This is a genomic window from thiotrophic endosymbiont of Bathymodiolus puteoserpentis (Logatchev), assembly GCF_900127505.1.
In the GTDB taxonomy this organism is placed as follows: Bacteria; Pseudomonadota; Gammaproteobacteria; order PS1; family Pseudothioglobaceae; genus Thiodubiliella.
Map to the genome: position 1 here is coordinate 35,581 of NZ_UEXF01000031.1, position 13,307 is coordinate 48,887.

Consider the following 13,307-nt stretch of genomic DNA (forward strand, 5'->3'; position numbering starts at 1 on the left):
TATTTTTGGTTTTTGGCGTACCATTTATAAAAATAACCAAACTAACTCTATACATTATCTGCATTTCCTAAATCGCACTGGTTTTTTTGGTGTCCTTGAGTTAATCAAACATTGGGTTGAAATCCTAACTTTTGATAATGGTAGAGAATTTAGTTGGCACAATCAACTAACCCAATTAGAGGTCTCTGTATTAATCCAGGAGTCTCAATTGCCGAGTAATTAATCTAACCCAAAATCGTAACACGCATTAGAATAAAATTGGCAAAAAAGTATTTAAAGAAATCCTACACAAACTCAAAAATGTACTAGAGGGGCAAGGTGTAACCGCAATCAAACAAGGATTCACATCGCAATACTGAGCAAAAACTTGGTATTGAAAGCAGTTTAATTCTGATAAAATTAAAAAAATAAAGCCGAAGAATTTTAGGCTTCAATAGGAGGCGTTATGAAAATCGAGGCAATTGATTTATTTTGTGGTATTGGCGGTCTAACACACGGGTTACAGAAAGCCAATATAAAAGTGCTCGCTGGCCTTGATAATGATAAATCGTGTGAATACGCCTATAAAAGAAACAATGGCGTTAAATTTATTTGCAAAGATGTTTCTAGTTATGATTTTAAAGCCATGAAAAATATGTATTCTAAAGGTAGCATTAAAGTCTTAGCAGGTTGTGCACCTTGTCAAACATTTTCATCTCATACTTTTAAAGTTAAAGACAGAGAAAAAGATGTCCGTTGGAATATGATTGACCATTTTCTACGGGGAATTAAGACTATAAAGCCTGATATTATCTCTATGGAGAATGTGCGAGGGATAGTTAAAACCCAAGTGTTTAGCAAGTTTGTTGAACAAATAAAAAAAATGAAATATCAAGTTTCCTATGAAGTTGTCAATTGTGCTGATTATGGCATCCCACAAAATAGAAACAGACTGGTTTTTTTAGCCTCAAAATTAGGTGATATCTCAGTGCCACAAAAAACCCACAAAAAAAACGAACACATTTCGATTGAAAAAATTATTAAATCGTTGCCTGTGTTAAAAAGTGGTGAAGTTTGCAAAAAAGACAAAGTACATAAAACTAGAAATCTTTCTGAATTAAATATAAAGAGAATACAACAGTCAAAACCTGGAGGTACTTGGAAGGATTGGGATAAAGCACTATTGCCAGATTGTTACAAAAAGGAGAGTGGTCAAAGTTACGCAACTGTTTATGGTCGCATGAGTTGGAGTAAAGTTTCCCCCACAATAACAACACAATTTAGCAGTTATGGTTCAGGCAGGTTTGGACATCCTGAGCAAGACAGAGCTATATCTATTCGAGAAGGTGCGTTATTGCAAACATTTCCCGCTAGTTATGATTTTGGCAAAGAAATTCGTACTGTTGAGGCAAGCAGGCATATCGGCAATGCCGTTCCGCCACAGTTGGGGTTGGTAATTGGTAAAACGATTGTAGAGCATATAGATTGTAGAACACATAAAGGAAAACCATGACTAACGGATCAGGATTTAATTTCAATATTTCTCTTAGTGTACTAGACCATTTGGGTAGAAATCTATACCGTAGTTTTATTACAGTGATTGGCGAGGCAATCTCCAATTCATGGGATGCTGATGCGGAAAATGTATGGATTACTATCGAGAGAGAAGAAAATTATTTTGTTATCAAGGATGATGGTATAGGTATGTCAGAGCAAGATTTTCAAGATAAGTTTTTGAAAATTGGCTATACAAAAAGAAAGAACGGTGATCAGAAATCATCAGGCGGGCGTCCTTTTATTGGCAGAAAAGGTATTGGAAAATTAGCACTATTATCTTGTGCAAAGAAGATTAACATTATTACTAAAACGCTTGAAACAGACTATGTGGGCGGTGTTATTGATAATAATCAATTAGACCAAGACATTAATGACGATGTAAATGCGCAGAATTCAAAACTCGGTCAACTAGATAATGAAATTTTTTCAAAGTATAAAAAAGATCACGCAAAAGGAACAATTGTTTATTTTGAAGATATTCATGAGGGTATAAAAAACAGATTAGATTACATTAAAATATTAGTAGCTTTATATTTTCGATTTTCTCTTGTAGATACAAAATTTAATATTTATATCAATGATGAAAAAATTACGGTAAATATCCTTACAGATTTGGCGAAAAAAACAGAATTTTTGTGGAAAATAAATGAATTAGAAGATCCTTATATTAATTTATTAGGTGAGTTAAAAGAAAATGAAAACATAAGTTCCGAAGTAAAAATTAAAGGGTTTATTGTATCAGTTGTAAAACCAAGTCACTTGAAAATTCGTAATTCTGACGAAAAGATTGGTGTTGATCTTTTTGTTAATGGGCGATTAAGAGAAAAAAATATTTTAAGTCATTTTTCAACTTTTTCAACTCGAGTAGTGGCGAGTTATTTGTATGGACAAATTCACTTTGATCAATTAGACTCAGAAGATGATGATAAATTTACCACTTCCAGAGAGGGGGTAAAAGAAGGGGATGCTGATTTTAAAATCTTATTAGATGAATTAGAAACAATACTTAACAAAATATCCAATCAATGGGACGAATGGAGGATAAAACATAGGCAAGAGGGGGACATTGAATATGATAAAAGAAAAACGCCAAAACAAAGAGCCGCTATGTCTTTGGTTAATAAAACTGCCGATGAATATACACCACCAAAAGACTCAGAAAGTAAAACTAAGATTAATGGATGGTTAAATGATTTAAATGACGATGCACAATTTAATGTTCTTTCTTATGTGGATTGTTTTATGTCTGAAAATTTGATTAGGAAATACATAAAAGATAAAAAGATAGAATTATCTGAAGAAGCAGAAAAAAACATAAGGAAATATAAAGCAGCAGAGGAAAATAACACAAATAACGGAAATATCAGTATTGACATTATGAAAAATAATGAAGGTTTAAGTTATTTATCCATGGATGGTTTGGCAAATTTACTTGATAAGAGTAAAAATAGTAATTCAGCGTCCTTAGCAAGAGACGCAATAGAATATAAGCCTATGAGGAATGCTGTTGCACATACAGGCAGATTAACTGAAGAAGCACAATTGAGACTAGCCTCAGTTTATATAAACATTAAAGAAAGGTTAGAAACACTCTTTGATAATTGAATAATGAAAATCATTGATTCACATTGTCATTTAGACAGAGTAGATTTAGCGGCTTTTGGTGGCAGTATGGACAGTTTATTGGCGCATGCCAAAACACTGTCGGTGGAGGAATTTTTATGCGTTTGTATTGATTTNTCATTTAATGGGATAAATAACAACGCTGTAACAGTCGCAACCAAATACGCTGTTGAGGATGGCAAAAGTATCGGGTTTGAGCACAGAGCAAGTGGTAGCGATAACAAGTCAAGTGTGAATTTTTCTTTAAAGTTCTAGTAACACATGATAGCAGTCGTTCGCCTCTATGGGCACTGCAAATAATAAAAAAGCCCTGATTATTCAGGGCTTTTTTATTGCACTTAATCGGGCATGGCGTTAGGTTTGTAATTTCTATTTTTGGTTTTTGGCGTACCATTTATAAAAATAACCAAACTAACTCCATCCACTTTCTGCACTCCCTAAATCGCACTGGTTTTTTTTGGCGCCATTGAGCCAAAACTTGGCATTGAGGGCGACTTAGGCAGCTTTGAAAATCTGATAAAATTAAAAGCAATGCTAAAAAATTGTTAAAAGATTTTAGTTTTTAATAGAGAGGTTGATTTATGAATGTTGTTTCTGAAAATAACGAAGTCTTTAATGCTTCTGTGTCGGTGCAAACGATAGAGGGGTATTCTGGGCTTGTGATGGAGTCAAGAGGCGGTGCTAAAGGCGGTGTAAATGAAAGAAATACTGATTATTTGCTTGCGTTAGAGGTGATATTGTCGAGGATTTTTAAATTGAACATAAGGACGATCAAGGTGTTTTTGGTTTCTAAAAATGCCTTGAAAATATGGCCATCCATGGCGCAGAGAGCGCTTGAGGTAGAAGGATCTACTGATATAAAACTATCCCCAAATACAAAAGAGTTAAAAAAATTAATTTGTAAAGCACAAAAGGATAAGAAAAAAAACCCCAATAGCCAAGGAGGAAATCCAACAAAAAAAAAATTTATTAGTGCAAATTTAGACGACCCTAGGCAATGGGAATTTGTGGGGTTGGGTCGTACGCCAGCCCATATAATTTCAGAAGATGAAATAAGTGAAAAGGCATTTGACCCAAAAGACGCAGAAAAGGTCAAAGAAAAAATAATTCGTTCTATTGCGAATAGACGAGGACAGGCTAAATTCAGAAAAAAATTATTGAAAATATATGATGGAAAGTGTGCTATTTCGGCAACAAACTTACCACCTATTCTCGAAGCAGCTCATATTGTTCCTTATCAAGGAGAGAATACAAATAACATTACAAACGGTATTTTATTAAGATCTGATTTTCATCTGTTGTTTGATCTTGGGCTTATCGGCATAAACAATGCTTATAAAGTAGTTGTTTCCTCGTCACTTAGTAATACAGAATATGCGCAACACCATGCATCAAATATTTTTCTACCAAAGGAAAAAAGTCAAAGACCGAGTCGTGAGGCGCTTGATTTTCGTCCCTTGCCTTATAGGCAATAAGATGCTAAATTTAGATACAACAACGACCAATTTTTAACAATAACTTGAGGTATTAATATGAAAATCATTGATTCACATTGTCATTTAGACAGAGTAGATTTAGCGGCTTTTGGTGGCAGTATGGACAGTTTATTGGCGCATGCCAAAACACTGTCGGTGGAGGAATTTTTATGCGTTTGTATTGATTTAGAGCATTTCGAGGATGTGTTTTCTTTGGCGAAGAAATACTCGCAGATTTATGCGTCGGTGGGGGTACATCCTTGTGAGTTGGAAGGTCAAGATCCGAGTGTGGCAGAATTGTTGGCGTNCCAATTTTTAACAATAACTTGAGGTATTAATATGAAAATCATTGATTCACATTGTCATTTAGACAGAGTAGATTTAGCGGCTTTTGGTGGCAGTATGGACAGTTTATTGGCGCATGCCAAAACACTGTCGGTGGAGGAATTTTTATGCGTTTGTATTGATTTAGAGCATTTCGAGGATGTGTTTTCTTTGGCGAAGAAATACTCGCAGATTTATGCGTCGGTGGGGGTACATCCTTGTGAGTTGGAAGGTCAAGATCCGAGTGTGGCAGAATTGTTGGCGTTGGCGGATGAGGATAATATTATTGCCATTGGCGAGACAGGGTTGGATTATTTTCATGTGGAAAAAGACACAGCAGATTGGCAACGAGACCGCTTTAGGCGGCATATTCAAGCCTCCAATCAATCGGGCAAACCGCTGATTATTCACACACGCAATGCCAAGCACGATACCATTCAAATCATGCAAGAAGAGCAGGCGGAACAAGGGGTAATGCATTGTTTTTCTGAGGATTGGGACACAGCTAAAGCGGCGTTGGACTTGGGGTTTTATATTTCATTTTCAGGCATTATCACTTTTAAGAGTGCGGATGATTTGCGCGAGGTTGCTAAAAAAGTGCCGTTGGATAGGATTTTGGTGGAAACAGATGCACCTTATTTAACCCCTGTGCCCTACCGTGGCAAGCCTAACTCGCCCGCCTACACTTATTATACAGTTGAAAAATTAGCCGAAATTCGGGGCGAGAGTATTGAAGCAATTGCTAATGCCACCACCAATAATTTTAAGACCTTGTTTTTCTGATGAGCGTTCAATTTAAGACAGTTGATGAGTTTTCCACAGGACAACGACTAGATAATTATTTACTTAAAATACTTAAAGGTGTGCCAAAATCACACATCTATCGAGTGATTCGTAAAGGTGAAGTGCGGGTCAATAAGGGCAGGAAAAAAGCCGATTACAAATTACAAGTCGATGATGTGGTGCGTATCCCACCGATTCGGGTGGCTGAATCAAAGCCGAGTAAAGCCTCAGATAGTCTTAAAAAGTTGTTGACTGAGAGTATTTTGTATGAGGATAAAGGGCTGTTGGTGATTAATAAGCCGAGTGGATTGGCAGTGCATGGTGGTAGTGGTATTGATATTGGGGTGATTGAGGCATTCAGAGATATGTTTAACACGCCGGTGGAGTTGGTGCATCGCATTGACCGTGCGACTTCAGGCGTTTTGTTGATTGCCAAAAAACGCAGTGTATTGAAAAATCTACATGAGCAACTGATTCAACATCAAATGGAGAAACGCTATACGGCTCTGGTTAAAGGCACATGGTCAAAAAAACGCCATAGTATTGACGCACCTTTATATCAGAATTCACGCTGCACAGTGGTTGATGCGAAAGGCAAAGATGCGCTTAGTCACTTTCAACCAATAAAGAATTTTGAGAGTATTGATGCTTCTTTGGTTGAAGTGCTCATTGAAACTGGGCGTATGCATCAGATCCGTGTGCATGGACAATATGCAGGGCATCCTTTGGCGTGCGATGATAAATATGGTGACAGAGAATTTGATCGAAAATTACATGCTCAAGGTTTGAGGCGTTTATTCCTGCATGCGCATCAACTGACTTTTACCAATCCAAGTACGGGAGAAATCCAAACCATTAAGGCGCCGTTGTCAGCGGAATTACAGGCATTTTTGGCGACCTTATGAAGGCTTATTTTCGCCTGATGCGTTTACACAAGCCGATTGGGATTTATTTGTTACTTTATCCTGCTTTGTGGGCGTTGTTTTTGGCGGCAGAGAGAGTGCCTGATTTAAAGTTATGCTTGATTTTTGTTGCAGGGGTGGTTTTAATGCGTTCAGCAGGTTGTGTGATTAATGATTATGCAGATAGAGGGATTGATAAATTGATCAAACGCACGCAAAACCGTCCCATCACCACAGGGGAAATTCATCCAAAATCAGCACTTATTTTATTTTTTGTGCTGATGATGATCGCCTTTGGTTTGGTATTGATGACCAATACTTTGACCATTCAATTAGCAGTGATTGCAGCTTTTTTGGCGACACTCTATCCGTTTACTAAGCGTTGGACGCACCTGCCACAGTTCGTGCTTGGCTGTGCATTTGCAATGAGTGTGCCGATGGCTTTTGCTGCCACCAATGGCAGCGTGCTTGCGGGTGCGTGGTGGGTTTTTTTGGCGACTGTTGTGTGGACGGTGATTTACGATACTATGTATGCCATGGCGGATAGAGAGGAAGATTTAAAGATTGGGGTTAAATCCAGTGCCATTTTATTTGCTCGGTTTGATCGGCTCATTATTGCTTTGTTGCAATTAATGTTAATTGGTATTTTGATTAAAATTGGGTGGGTGTTTGAGTTAAAATTAGCGTATTTTCTTATGTTGTTTGTAGTGTTGGGGTTGATGTTTTATCATCAGTTTTTAATTAAAAAGCGGGAGAAAGGCGCTTGTTTTGAGGCATTTTTGCACAATCACTATATTGGGATGAGTGTGCTGTTGGGTATTATTTCTGGATTATGATTGGAGGTTTTTATGAGATTTTTTAAATTTGTGACGGGTATTTCGTTGTTGGCATTAGCGTTTTTGAGTAATGCGCAGTCTAATCCTCAATGGGTTCAAATGGTGGCAAATGACCAGCTTAGCGTCAGAGTTGTCTTATTAAATGATACGCAATGTCCAAAAGTGAGTGTTGATAATGTCCCTACGGCTATGCACTTAAGAGCTGCTAAGGTAGTGGATTTCCCCGCAGTATGTGAATTGTTGGTCAGTCGTGATACCCGTTCAATTAAAATTAAACAGCAGGCGTTGCCGACTTTGCCCAGTGTGGTAGATCGTATTGCTATATTAGGCGATACAGGATGTCGCATTAATAAAATTAATGCACAAGCGTGTAATGATGCTCAAGCTTGGCCGTTGCGTGAATTGAGTGCCAGTATTGGCGCCCAAACCCCCGATATAATTTTGCATGTAGGCGATTATTTTTACCGAGAAACCCCTTGTCCTGAAGGTGATAAAGGTTGCAAAGGCTCGCCTAGTGGATACAACTGGGATACTTGGAATGCCGATTGGTTTGCACCTGCAAACTCATTATTTCAATCCTCAGTAATCGCTCTTTCTAGGGGTAATCATGAGGAATGTGGCAGAGCACAAAACGGCTGGTCGCGCTATTTATCGCCATGGGCGTATCCAAAGGCGGGGCAAGCTTGTGCAGAGATGGAAAAGCCTTATATATTGAAGTTGAAAGGGGTTAATTATATTATGTTTGACAGTAGTTCTGGTCAGGATGATCGTACTTCTGAGCCACAATTGGCACTTTATAAAAAGGCAATAGCGCAATTAAAAATTGATAAAGATTCAACCAATATATTCCTAACGCATCGACCTATGTGGACTTATAACAAAATTAAATCTACTTATTATTATGGCAATCTAACCCAACAAATTGCTTTTAAGAACTTACTACCCAAGCGCACGCTATTTGTTTCCGGACATGCCCATTATCTGCAAGTACTGGATATGCAAACTGATTATGATCAAGTGATTATTGGCAATAGTGGCACAGAGTTGGTAAAAGTTGGCAATACCACGCAAAAAAATGTTGATATAAACAAACATATGGCTAATTTTGTTTATTCTCGCTCTGGTTTTGGTTACGGAATTTTGACAGAGTCAAGTAAAACCCTTAAATTTTATAAGCAAAATGGCGCCCATACTGGAGAATGCATATGGTTATCTGACAAGCAACATCCCTCTTTAATCTGTCAATAGCTAAAGAAGCTGGTAAAGATATTGATCTAATTGTGTCCAATATCTTTTAAGGCGAGTTTTATTAAATGCCTCTTAGGAGTTCGTTGATACCTACTTTAGAACGAGTTTTAGCGTCTACTTGTTTGACAATCACTGCGCAGTAGAGTGAATAACTACCATCTTTTGAAGGTAGATTGCCAGATACAACAACTGAGCCTGCTGGTACACGACCATAAGTTATTTCGCCAGTTTCTCGATTGAAGATCTTAGTAGATTGCCCTATATAAACACCCATTGAAATCACCGCACCCTCTTCAACAATCACGCCTTCAACTACCTCTGAACGAGCACCAATAAAGCAGTTATCTTCAATAATAGTTGGGCTGGCTTGTAATGGCTCTAAAACACCACCGATACCAACACCACCTGAGAGGTGTACATTCTTGCCAATTTGTGCGCAAGAACCAACGGTTGCCCAAGTATCTACCATTGTGCCAGAGCCAACATAAGCGCCAATATTGACATACGACGGCATAAGCACTGTGTCTTTGGCGATGAACGAGCCACGACGCGCACTCGCTGGTGGCACGACACGAACACCTGCTGCTGCAAATTCATCTGCTGATAGTTCGGCAAATTTTGAAGGCACTTTATCGTAGTATTGGGTAAATCCGCCTGGCGTTGGCGTGTTGTCTTCTAATCTAAAAGAAAGTAACACTGCTTTTTTTAGCCATTCGTTAACTGTCCAATCGCCCACACCTTGTTGTTCGGCAACACGCGCTTGACCTGAATCGAGCAGATGGATCGCCTCAGCAACGGCTTGTTTAACTTCGCTACTGGCAGTTTGTGGGTTGATGTTAGCCCTGTCTTCAAAAGCCGCTTCAATAATATCTTTCATAAGGTATCCATCGTTCAAAAAACAGATATTATATCAGGGCAAGCCACTAATCTTCGTGACAATGATTGTGATGATGCTCATAAGTTGTCATTAGTTCATCCATCTGGTCGGCGTATAAATCATTAAATTGAGCATCTTTAATAAGCGCCTCAGGTTTTCCCATGCAACAAATATGGTGATATAGGCACAGTACTTGGGTGGATTCTTTCATTACCCGATGTAGGTCGTGAGAGATCATCAACACCGCACAGCCTTGTTGTTGGTGAATGTTTTGAATGAGTTTATAGAGCTGCATTTGTCCATCAACATCAAGATTTTGTGCAGGTTCGTCCAAGATCAATACATTGGGTTTATTGAGTAGCGCACGCGTTAGTAATACGCGTTGTAATTCACCACCTGATAGGATTTTTAAAGGTGAGTCTAGCAAGTTTTGAATCCCCATTAATTCAGCGGTTTCTTGCAAGAAACTAGGTGCAACTTTTTGATTCAGATTGCAAAAATCAAGCACCTTTAGTGGCATAAATGGATTGGGGCTAAAAGCTTGTGGCATATAACCCAATTTGAATTTTTTCGCACGCTTAATATTGCCACTATCGGCTTTAATCAAACCCAATAAAACCTTGATAAGTGAGCTTTTCCCTGCACCATTTGGACCGATGATAGTAAGAAACTCTCCCTGCTGTAGCTCAAAACTCACCTTATCCAAAACGCTTTTTCCACGGCGCGTGAGACTGATATCGTGAGCGCTAATAAGGGCTTGAGATGAGATTGTCATAGGTGTATTTTATACTAATCTTGATGTCTAAAAAATCGGTAAAATTCACCCTTATGTCAAACCCTCATCAACTTATTCTATTAGACGGATCAGCCTTTTTATTTAGGGCTTATTTTTCTACTATTGCACAAAATTTAACCAATGATGAGGGTTTTCCAACAGGGGCAATGTTTGGCGTCATTAATGCGTTGAAGCGTCTACAGAATCAATACCCTGAAGCAAAACTCATTGCAATTTTTGATGCCAAAGGCAATAACCACCGTCATGAGATTTACCCTCAGTACAAAGCACATCGAAAACCTGCTGATGAAGAGTTGGTTATGCAAATTGAACCACTGTATGAAATTATTCGTGCGATGGGGTTTCATTTTATGTGTGTTGATGGCGTGGAAGCAGACGATGTGATTGCTACGCTAACGCTTTGTGCCAAGGAGCATAAGCTAGATACGATTATTGCCAGTGGCGATAAAGATTTAATGCAATTGGTTAACGAGCATATACACCAGCTGGATATGAAAGGTAACTTGTTGGATTATGACGGTGTTGTGGAAAAAATAGGCGTTAGTCCTGAGCAAATCTTGGACCTTTTGGCACTCACTGGCGATAGTGCCGATAATATTCCTGGAGTACCAAGTGTAGGGCCTAAAACCGCGATTAAGTGGCTAGGGCAGTTTAAATCTATTGAAGGTATCAAGGTCAATGCTGAGCAAATCGGTGGCAAAGTGGGTGAGAAATTGCGAGAGAATTTTGACCTACTAGATTTGTCTTATAAATTAGTGAAACTCAAGTTTGATGTGGAGTTGCCTTGTGATATTTTGGATAATGAACCAGGTGCAGACAACGAAAAGTTGATGCACCTTTATCAAAAATACGGTTTTAAAGTATGGTTTAAACAACTTGGCGGTGTTGAGTCAAGCGTGACAACTCCGGTCGTAAAGTCAACGACCTCGCCCATAGTTGAGTTAAGCCCTGAAGTGTCACAGACTGAGGTGCGTCAGTCTGATTGGTTAAAAGAATACACACAAAACACAGTATTCACACAAGATAATTTTGAAGCTTTGGTAAAACGTCTGAGCACATGTAAACGTTTTGTTTTTGATTTAGAAACCGATTCGCTAGATTATATGAACGGCAAAATTGTCGGCTGGGTATTTTTGGTAGACAAAGACAGTTTCTATGTTCCTGTTGCTCATGATTATTTAGACGCACCAGCACAACTGAGCTTTGATGAAGTGTTATCAAAATTACGGGTAATTTTAGAGAATTCAAGCATTGGAAAAATCGGACAAAACCTCAAATACGACAGCCATATCCTAGCAAATTATGGCGTTACACTCAACGGCATTGTTGATGATACTATGCTCAAATCCTATTGTTTGAATTCAGTTGCATCAAGACATAATATGGACGACCTATCCGAGTATTATCTAGGGCATACCACTATTCATTTTACCGATATTGCAGGCAAGGGTAAAAAGCAAATCACCTTCAATCAAGTGAGTATTGATAACGGTGCTCCGTATGCTTGTGAAGATGTTATTGTGACACATAAACTCAACGAAGTTTTGGCGCAAGAATTGGTGAATTATGCCAAACTTTACAAACTGTATCAAACGATAGAATTACCCCTGATTGCTGTTTTGGTAACCATGGAGCGCAATGGCGTAGAATTAGATGCTAATGCCTTGGGTAAGCAGCAATTTGATGTTATTGTGCAGATGGAAGCCATTCAGACGCAGGCATTTGAATTAGCAGGCAATGCGTTTAATTTAGAATCGCCGAAACAAATTCAGCAAATTTTGTTCTCAGAAGAAGGTTTAGGGTTGGAATCAAAAAAGAAAACCCCGAAAGGCGCACCATCAACCAATGAAGAAGCCCTGAAATTATTAGACCATCCCTTAGTGGACTTGATACTCAGTTATCGTATGCTAACCAAGCTCAATTCTACTTATTTGGAGGCGCTACCTAAGCAAATTGACCTGCACACTAAAAGGCTGCACACTTCTTATCATCAAGCAGTTACTGCCACAGGCCGCTTGTCATCTAGTAACCCAAATCTACAAAATATCCCCATTCGTAGCGAGCAAGGCGCAAGAATTCGTTCGGCTTTTATCGCCAGCGAAGGCAAAGTTATTATTGCAGCAGATTATTCGCAGATTGAGCTTAGAATTATGGCGCATATCTCTAAAGACCAAAACCTTTTAAGTGCATTCAATGAAGACAAAGATGTGCACAGCGCCACTGCATCCACTATGTTTAATGTGCCACTTGACGCTGTGACTAAAGAGCACCGTCGCAAAGCCAAAGCGATTAACTTTGGTTTGATTTATGGTATGAGTGCCTTTGGTTTGGCGAAGCAAATTGATGTCTCACGCACCGAAGCCAAGCAATATATTGATGCGTATTTTGAGAACTATCCAAATGTAGCTAACTATATGGAGCGCACCAAAGAATTAGCCAAGGCGCAAGGGTATGTTGAAACGGTGATAGGTAGGCGTTTATATTTGCCACAAATCAACGCTAAGAACAAAATGCTACAACAGCATGCCCTACGAACAGCCATCAATGCACCAATGCAAGGATCTTCAGCGGATATCATTAAAAAAGCCATGCTTGATGTTGATGCGTGGATTGGCAGAAATAATCCCGACATTAAAATGATAATGCAAGTCCATGATGAATTGGTGTTTGAAGTGAATGCGCTAAAAGCCGATGAGTTTTCTAAAAAAATACAGAACTTGATGCAGAATGCTTACCAGCTAGACATTCCACTTAAAGTTGATGTGGGTGTCGGGCAGTCTTGGCAAGAAGCACATTAATATGGAATTTAGTGATAGAATAAAATAACGCATATGAAAATAACCGACCACAAGGACTTTGAAAAGATAACAAATGCTTGGGGATTGGATTAATCAAAAATAAAGGTAA

General features: G+C 38.6%; 11 protein-coding genes. 9 read left to right on the forward strand and 2 right to left on the reverse strand.

Features of this window, described 5'->3' with window-relative positions; genetic code table 11:
- The first annotated feature begins 445 nt into the window (after positions 1 to 445).
- The 8 genes from BHECKSOX2_RS05405 (at position 446) to BHECKSOX2_RS05440 (ending at position 8,727) form a co-directional block, all read left to right on the forward strand.
- The gene (locus BHECKSOX2_RS05405) at positions 446 to 1,492 is read left to right on the forward strand and encodes a DNA cytosine methyltransferase (RefSeq protein ID WP_139682780.1); all 1,047 of its coding nucleotides are present in this window, start codon (positions 446 to 448) and stop codon (positions 1,490 to 1,492) included.
- Positions 1,489 to 3,141 (forward strand): ATP-binding protein, encoded by a 1,653-nt coding sequence (locus BHECKSOX2_RS05410; protein WP_139682781.1) that lies wholly within the window; start codon positions 1,489 to 1,491, stop codon positions 3,139 to 3,141. Before BHECKSOX2_RS05405 ends, BHECKSOX2_RS05410 begins: the two co-directional genes overlap by 4 nt.
- Positions 3,142 to 3,740: 599 nt before the next feature.
- Positions 3,741 to 4,634, forward strand: a complete 894-nt coding sequence (locus tag BHECKSOX2_RS05415; protein ID WP_139682783.1) for an HNH endonuclease — start codon at positions 3,741 to 3,743, stop codon at positions 4,632 to 4,634.
- 57 nt (positions 4,635 to 4,691) lie between these two features.
- Positions 4,692 to 4,964, forward strand: a complete 273-nt coding sequence (locus tag BHECKSOX2_RS05420; protein WP_139682784.1) for a TatD family hydrolase — start codon at positions 4,692 to 4,694, stop codon at positions 4,962 to 4,964.
- A gap of 9 nt (positions 4,965 to 4,973) precedes the next feature.
- Positions 4,974 to 5,741, forward strand: a complete 768-nt coding sequence (locus BHECKSOX2_RS05425; RefSeq protein WP_139682785.1) for a TatD family hydrolase — start codon at positions 4,974 to 4,976, stop codon at positions 5,739 to 5,741.
- Positions 5,741 to 6,646, forward strand: a complete 906-nt coding sequence (locus tag BHECKSOX2_RS05430) for an RluA family pseudouridine synthase (RefSeq protein ID WP_139682786.1) — start codon at positions 5,741 to 5,743, stop codon at positions 6,644 to 6,646. The genes BHECKSOX2_RS05425 and BHECKSOX2_RS05430 overlap by 1 nt, the downstream gene beginning before the upstream one ends.
- A complete protein-coding gene (gene ubiA / locus BHECKSOX2_RS05435) occupies positions 6,643 to 7,479 on the forward strand; it encodes a 4-hydroxybenzoate octaprenyltransferase (protein WP_139682787.1) in 837 nt (278 codons plus the stop codon). The genes BHECKSOX2_RS05430 and ubiA overlap by 4 nt, the downstream gene beginning before the upstream one ends.
- A gap of 12 nt (positions 7,480 to 7,491) precedes the next feature.
- Positions 7,492 to 8,727: a metallophosphoesterase gene (locus tag BHECKSOX2_RS05440; protein ID WP_139682788.1), complete on the forward strand. Its 1,236-nt coding sequence runs from the start codon at positions 7,492 to 7,494 to the stop codon at positions 8,725 to 8,727.
- Between the two features lie 61 nt (positions 8,728 to 8,788).
- Here the strand turns inward: BHECKSOX2_RS05440 and dapD are convergent, their stop codons facing one another.
- On the reverse strand, positions 8,789 to 9,604 hold the full coding sequence (dapD, locus tag BHECKSOX2_RS05445; RefSeq protein ID WP_139682789.1) for a 2,3,4,5-tetrahydropyridine-2,6-dicarboxylate N-succinyltransferase: 816 nt from the start codon (positions 9,602 to 9,604) through the stop codon (positions 8,789 to 8,791).
- A 46-nt stretch (positions 9,605 to 9,650) separates the two neighbouring features.
- A complete protein-coding gene (locus tag BHECKSOX2_RS05450; RefSeq protein ID WP_139682790.1) occupies positions 9,651 to 10,379 on the reverse strand; it encodes an ATP-binding cassette domain-containing protein in 729 nt (242 codons plus the stop codon).
- A 53-nt stretch (positions 10,380 to 10,432) separates the two neighbouring features.
- Between BHECKSOX2_RS05450 and polA the strand changes: the two genes are divergently transcribed.
- The gene (gene polA, locus BHECKSOX2_RS05455) at positions 10,433 to 13,198 is read left to right on the forward strand and encodes a DNA polymerase I (protein ID WP_139682791.1); all 2,766 of its coding nucleotides are present in this window, start codon (positions 10,433 to 10,435) and stop codon (positions 13,196 to 13,198) included.
- The last annotated feature ends 109 nt before the right edge of the window (positions 13,199 to 13,307 follow it).

Excerpts from the sequence above, each read along its gene's own strand:
- BHECKSOX2_RS05405 (WP_139682780.1), top strand. The coding sequence starts at position 446 with ATGAAAATCGAGGCAATTGATTTATTTTGTGGTATTGGCGGTCTAACA.
- BHECKSOX2_RS05410 (WP_139682781.1), top strand. The coding sequence starts at position 1,489 with ATGACTAACGGATCAGGATTTAATTTCAATATTTCTCTTAGTGTACTA.
- BHECKSOX2_RS05415 (WP_139682783.1), top strand. The coding sequence starts at position 3,741 with ATGAATGTTGTTTCTGAAAATAACGAAGTCTTTAATGCTTCTGTGTCG.
- BHECKSOX2_RS05425 (WP_139682785.1), top strand. The coding sequence starts at position 4,974 with ATGAAAATCATTGATTCACATTGTCATTTAGACAGAGTAGATTTAGCG.
- BHECKSOX2_RS05430 (WP_139682786.1), top strand. The coding sequence starts at position 5,741 with ATGAGCGTTCAATTTAAGACAGTTGATGAGTTTTCCACAGGACAACGA.
- ubiA (WP_139682787.1), top strand. The coding sequence starts at position 6,643 with ATGAAGGCTTATTTTCGCCTGATGCGTTTACACAAGCCGATTGGGATT.
- BHECKSOX2_RS05440 (WP_139682788.1), top strand. The coding sequence starts at position 7,492 with ATGAGATTTTTTAAATTTGTGACGGGTATTTCGTTGTTGGCATTAGCG.
- dapD (WP_139682789.1), bottom strand. The coding sequence starts at position 9,604 with ATGAAAGATATTATTGAAGCGGCTTTTGAAGACAGGGCTAACATCAAC.
- BHECKSOX2_RS05450 (WP_139682790.1), bottom strand. The coding sequence starts at position 10,379 with ATGACAATCTCATCTCAAGCCCTTATTAGCGCTCACGATATCAGTCTC.
- polA (WP_139682791.1), top strand. The coding sequence starts at position 10,433 with ATGTCAAACCCTCATCAACTTATTCTATTAGACGGATCAGCCTTTTTA.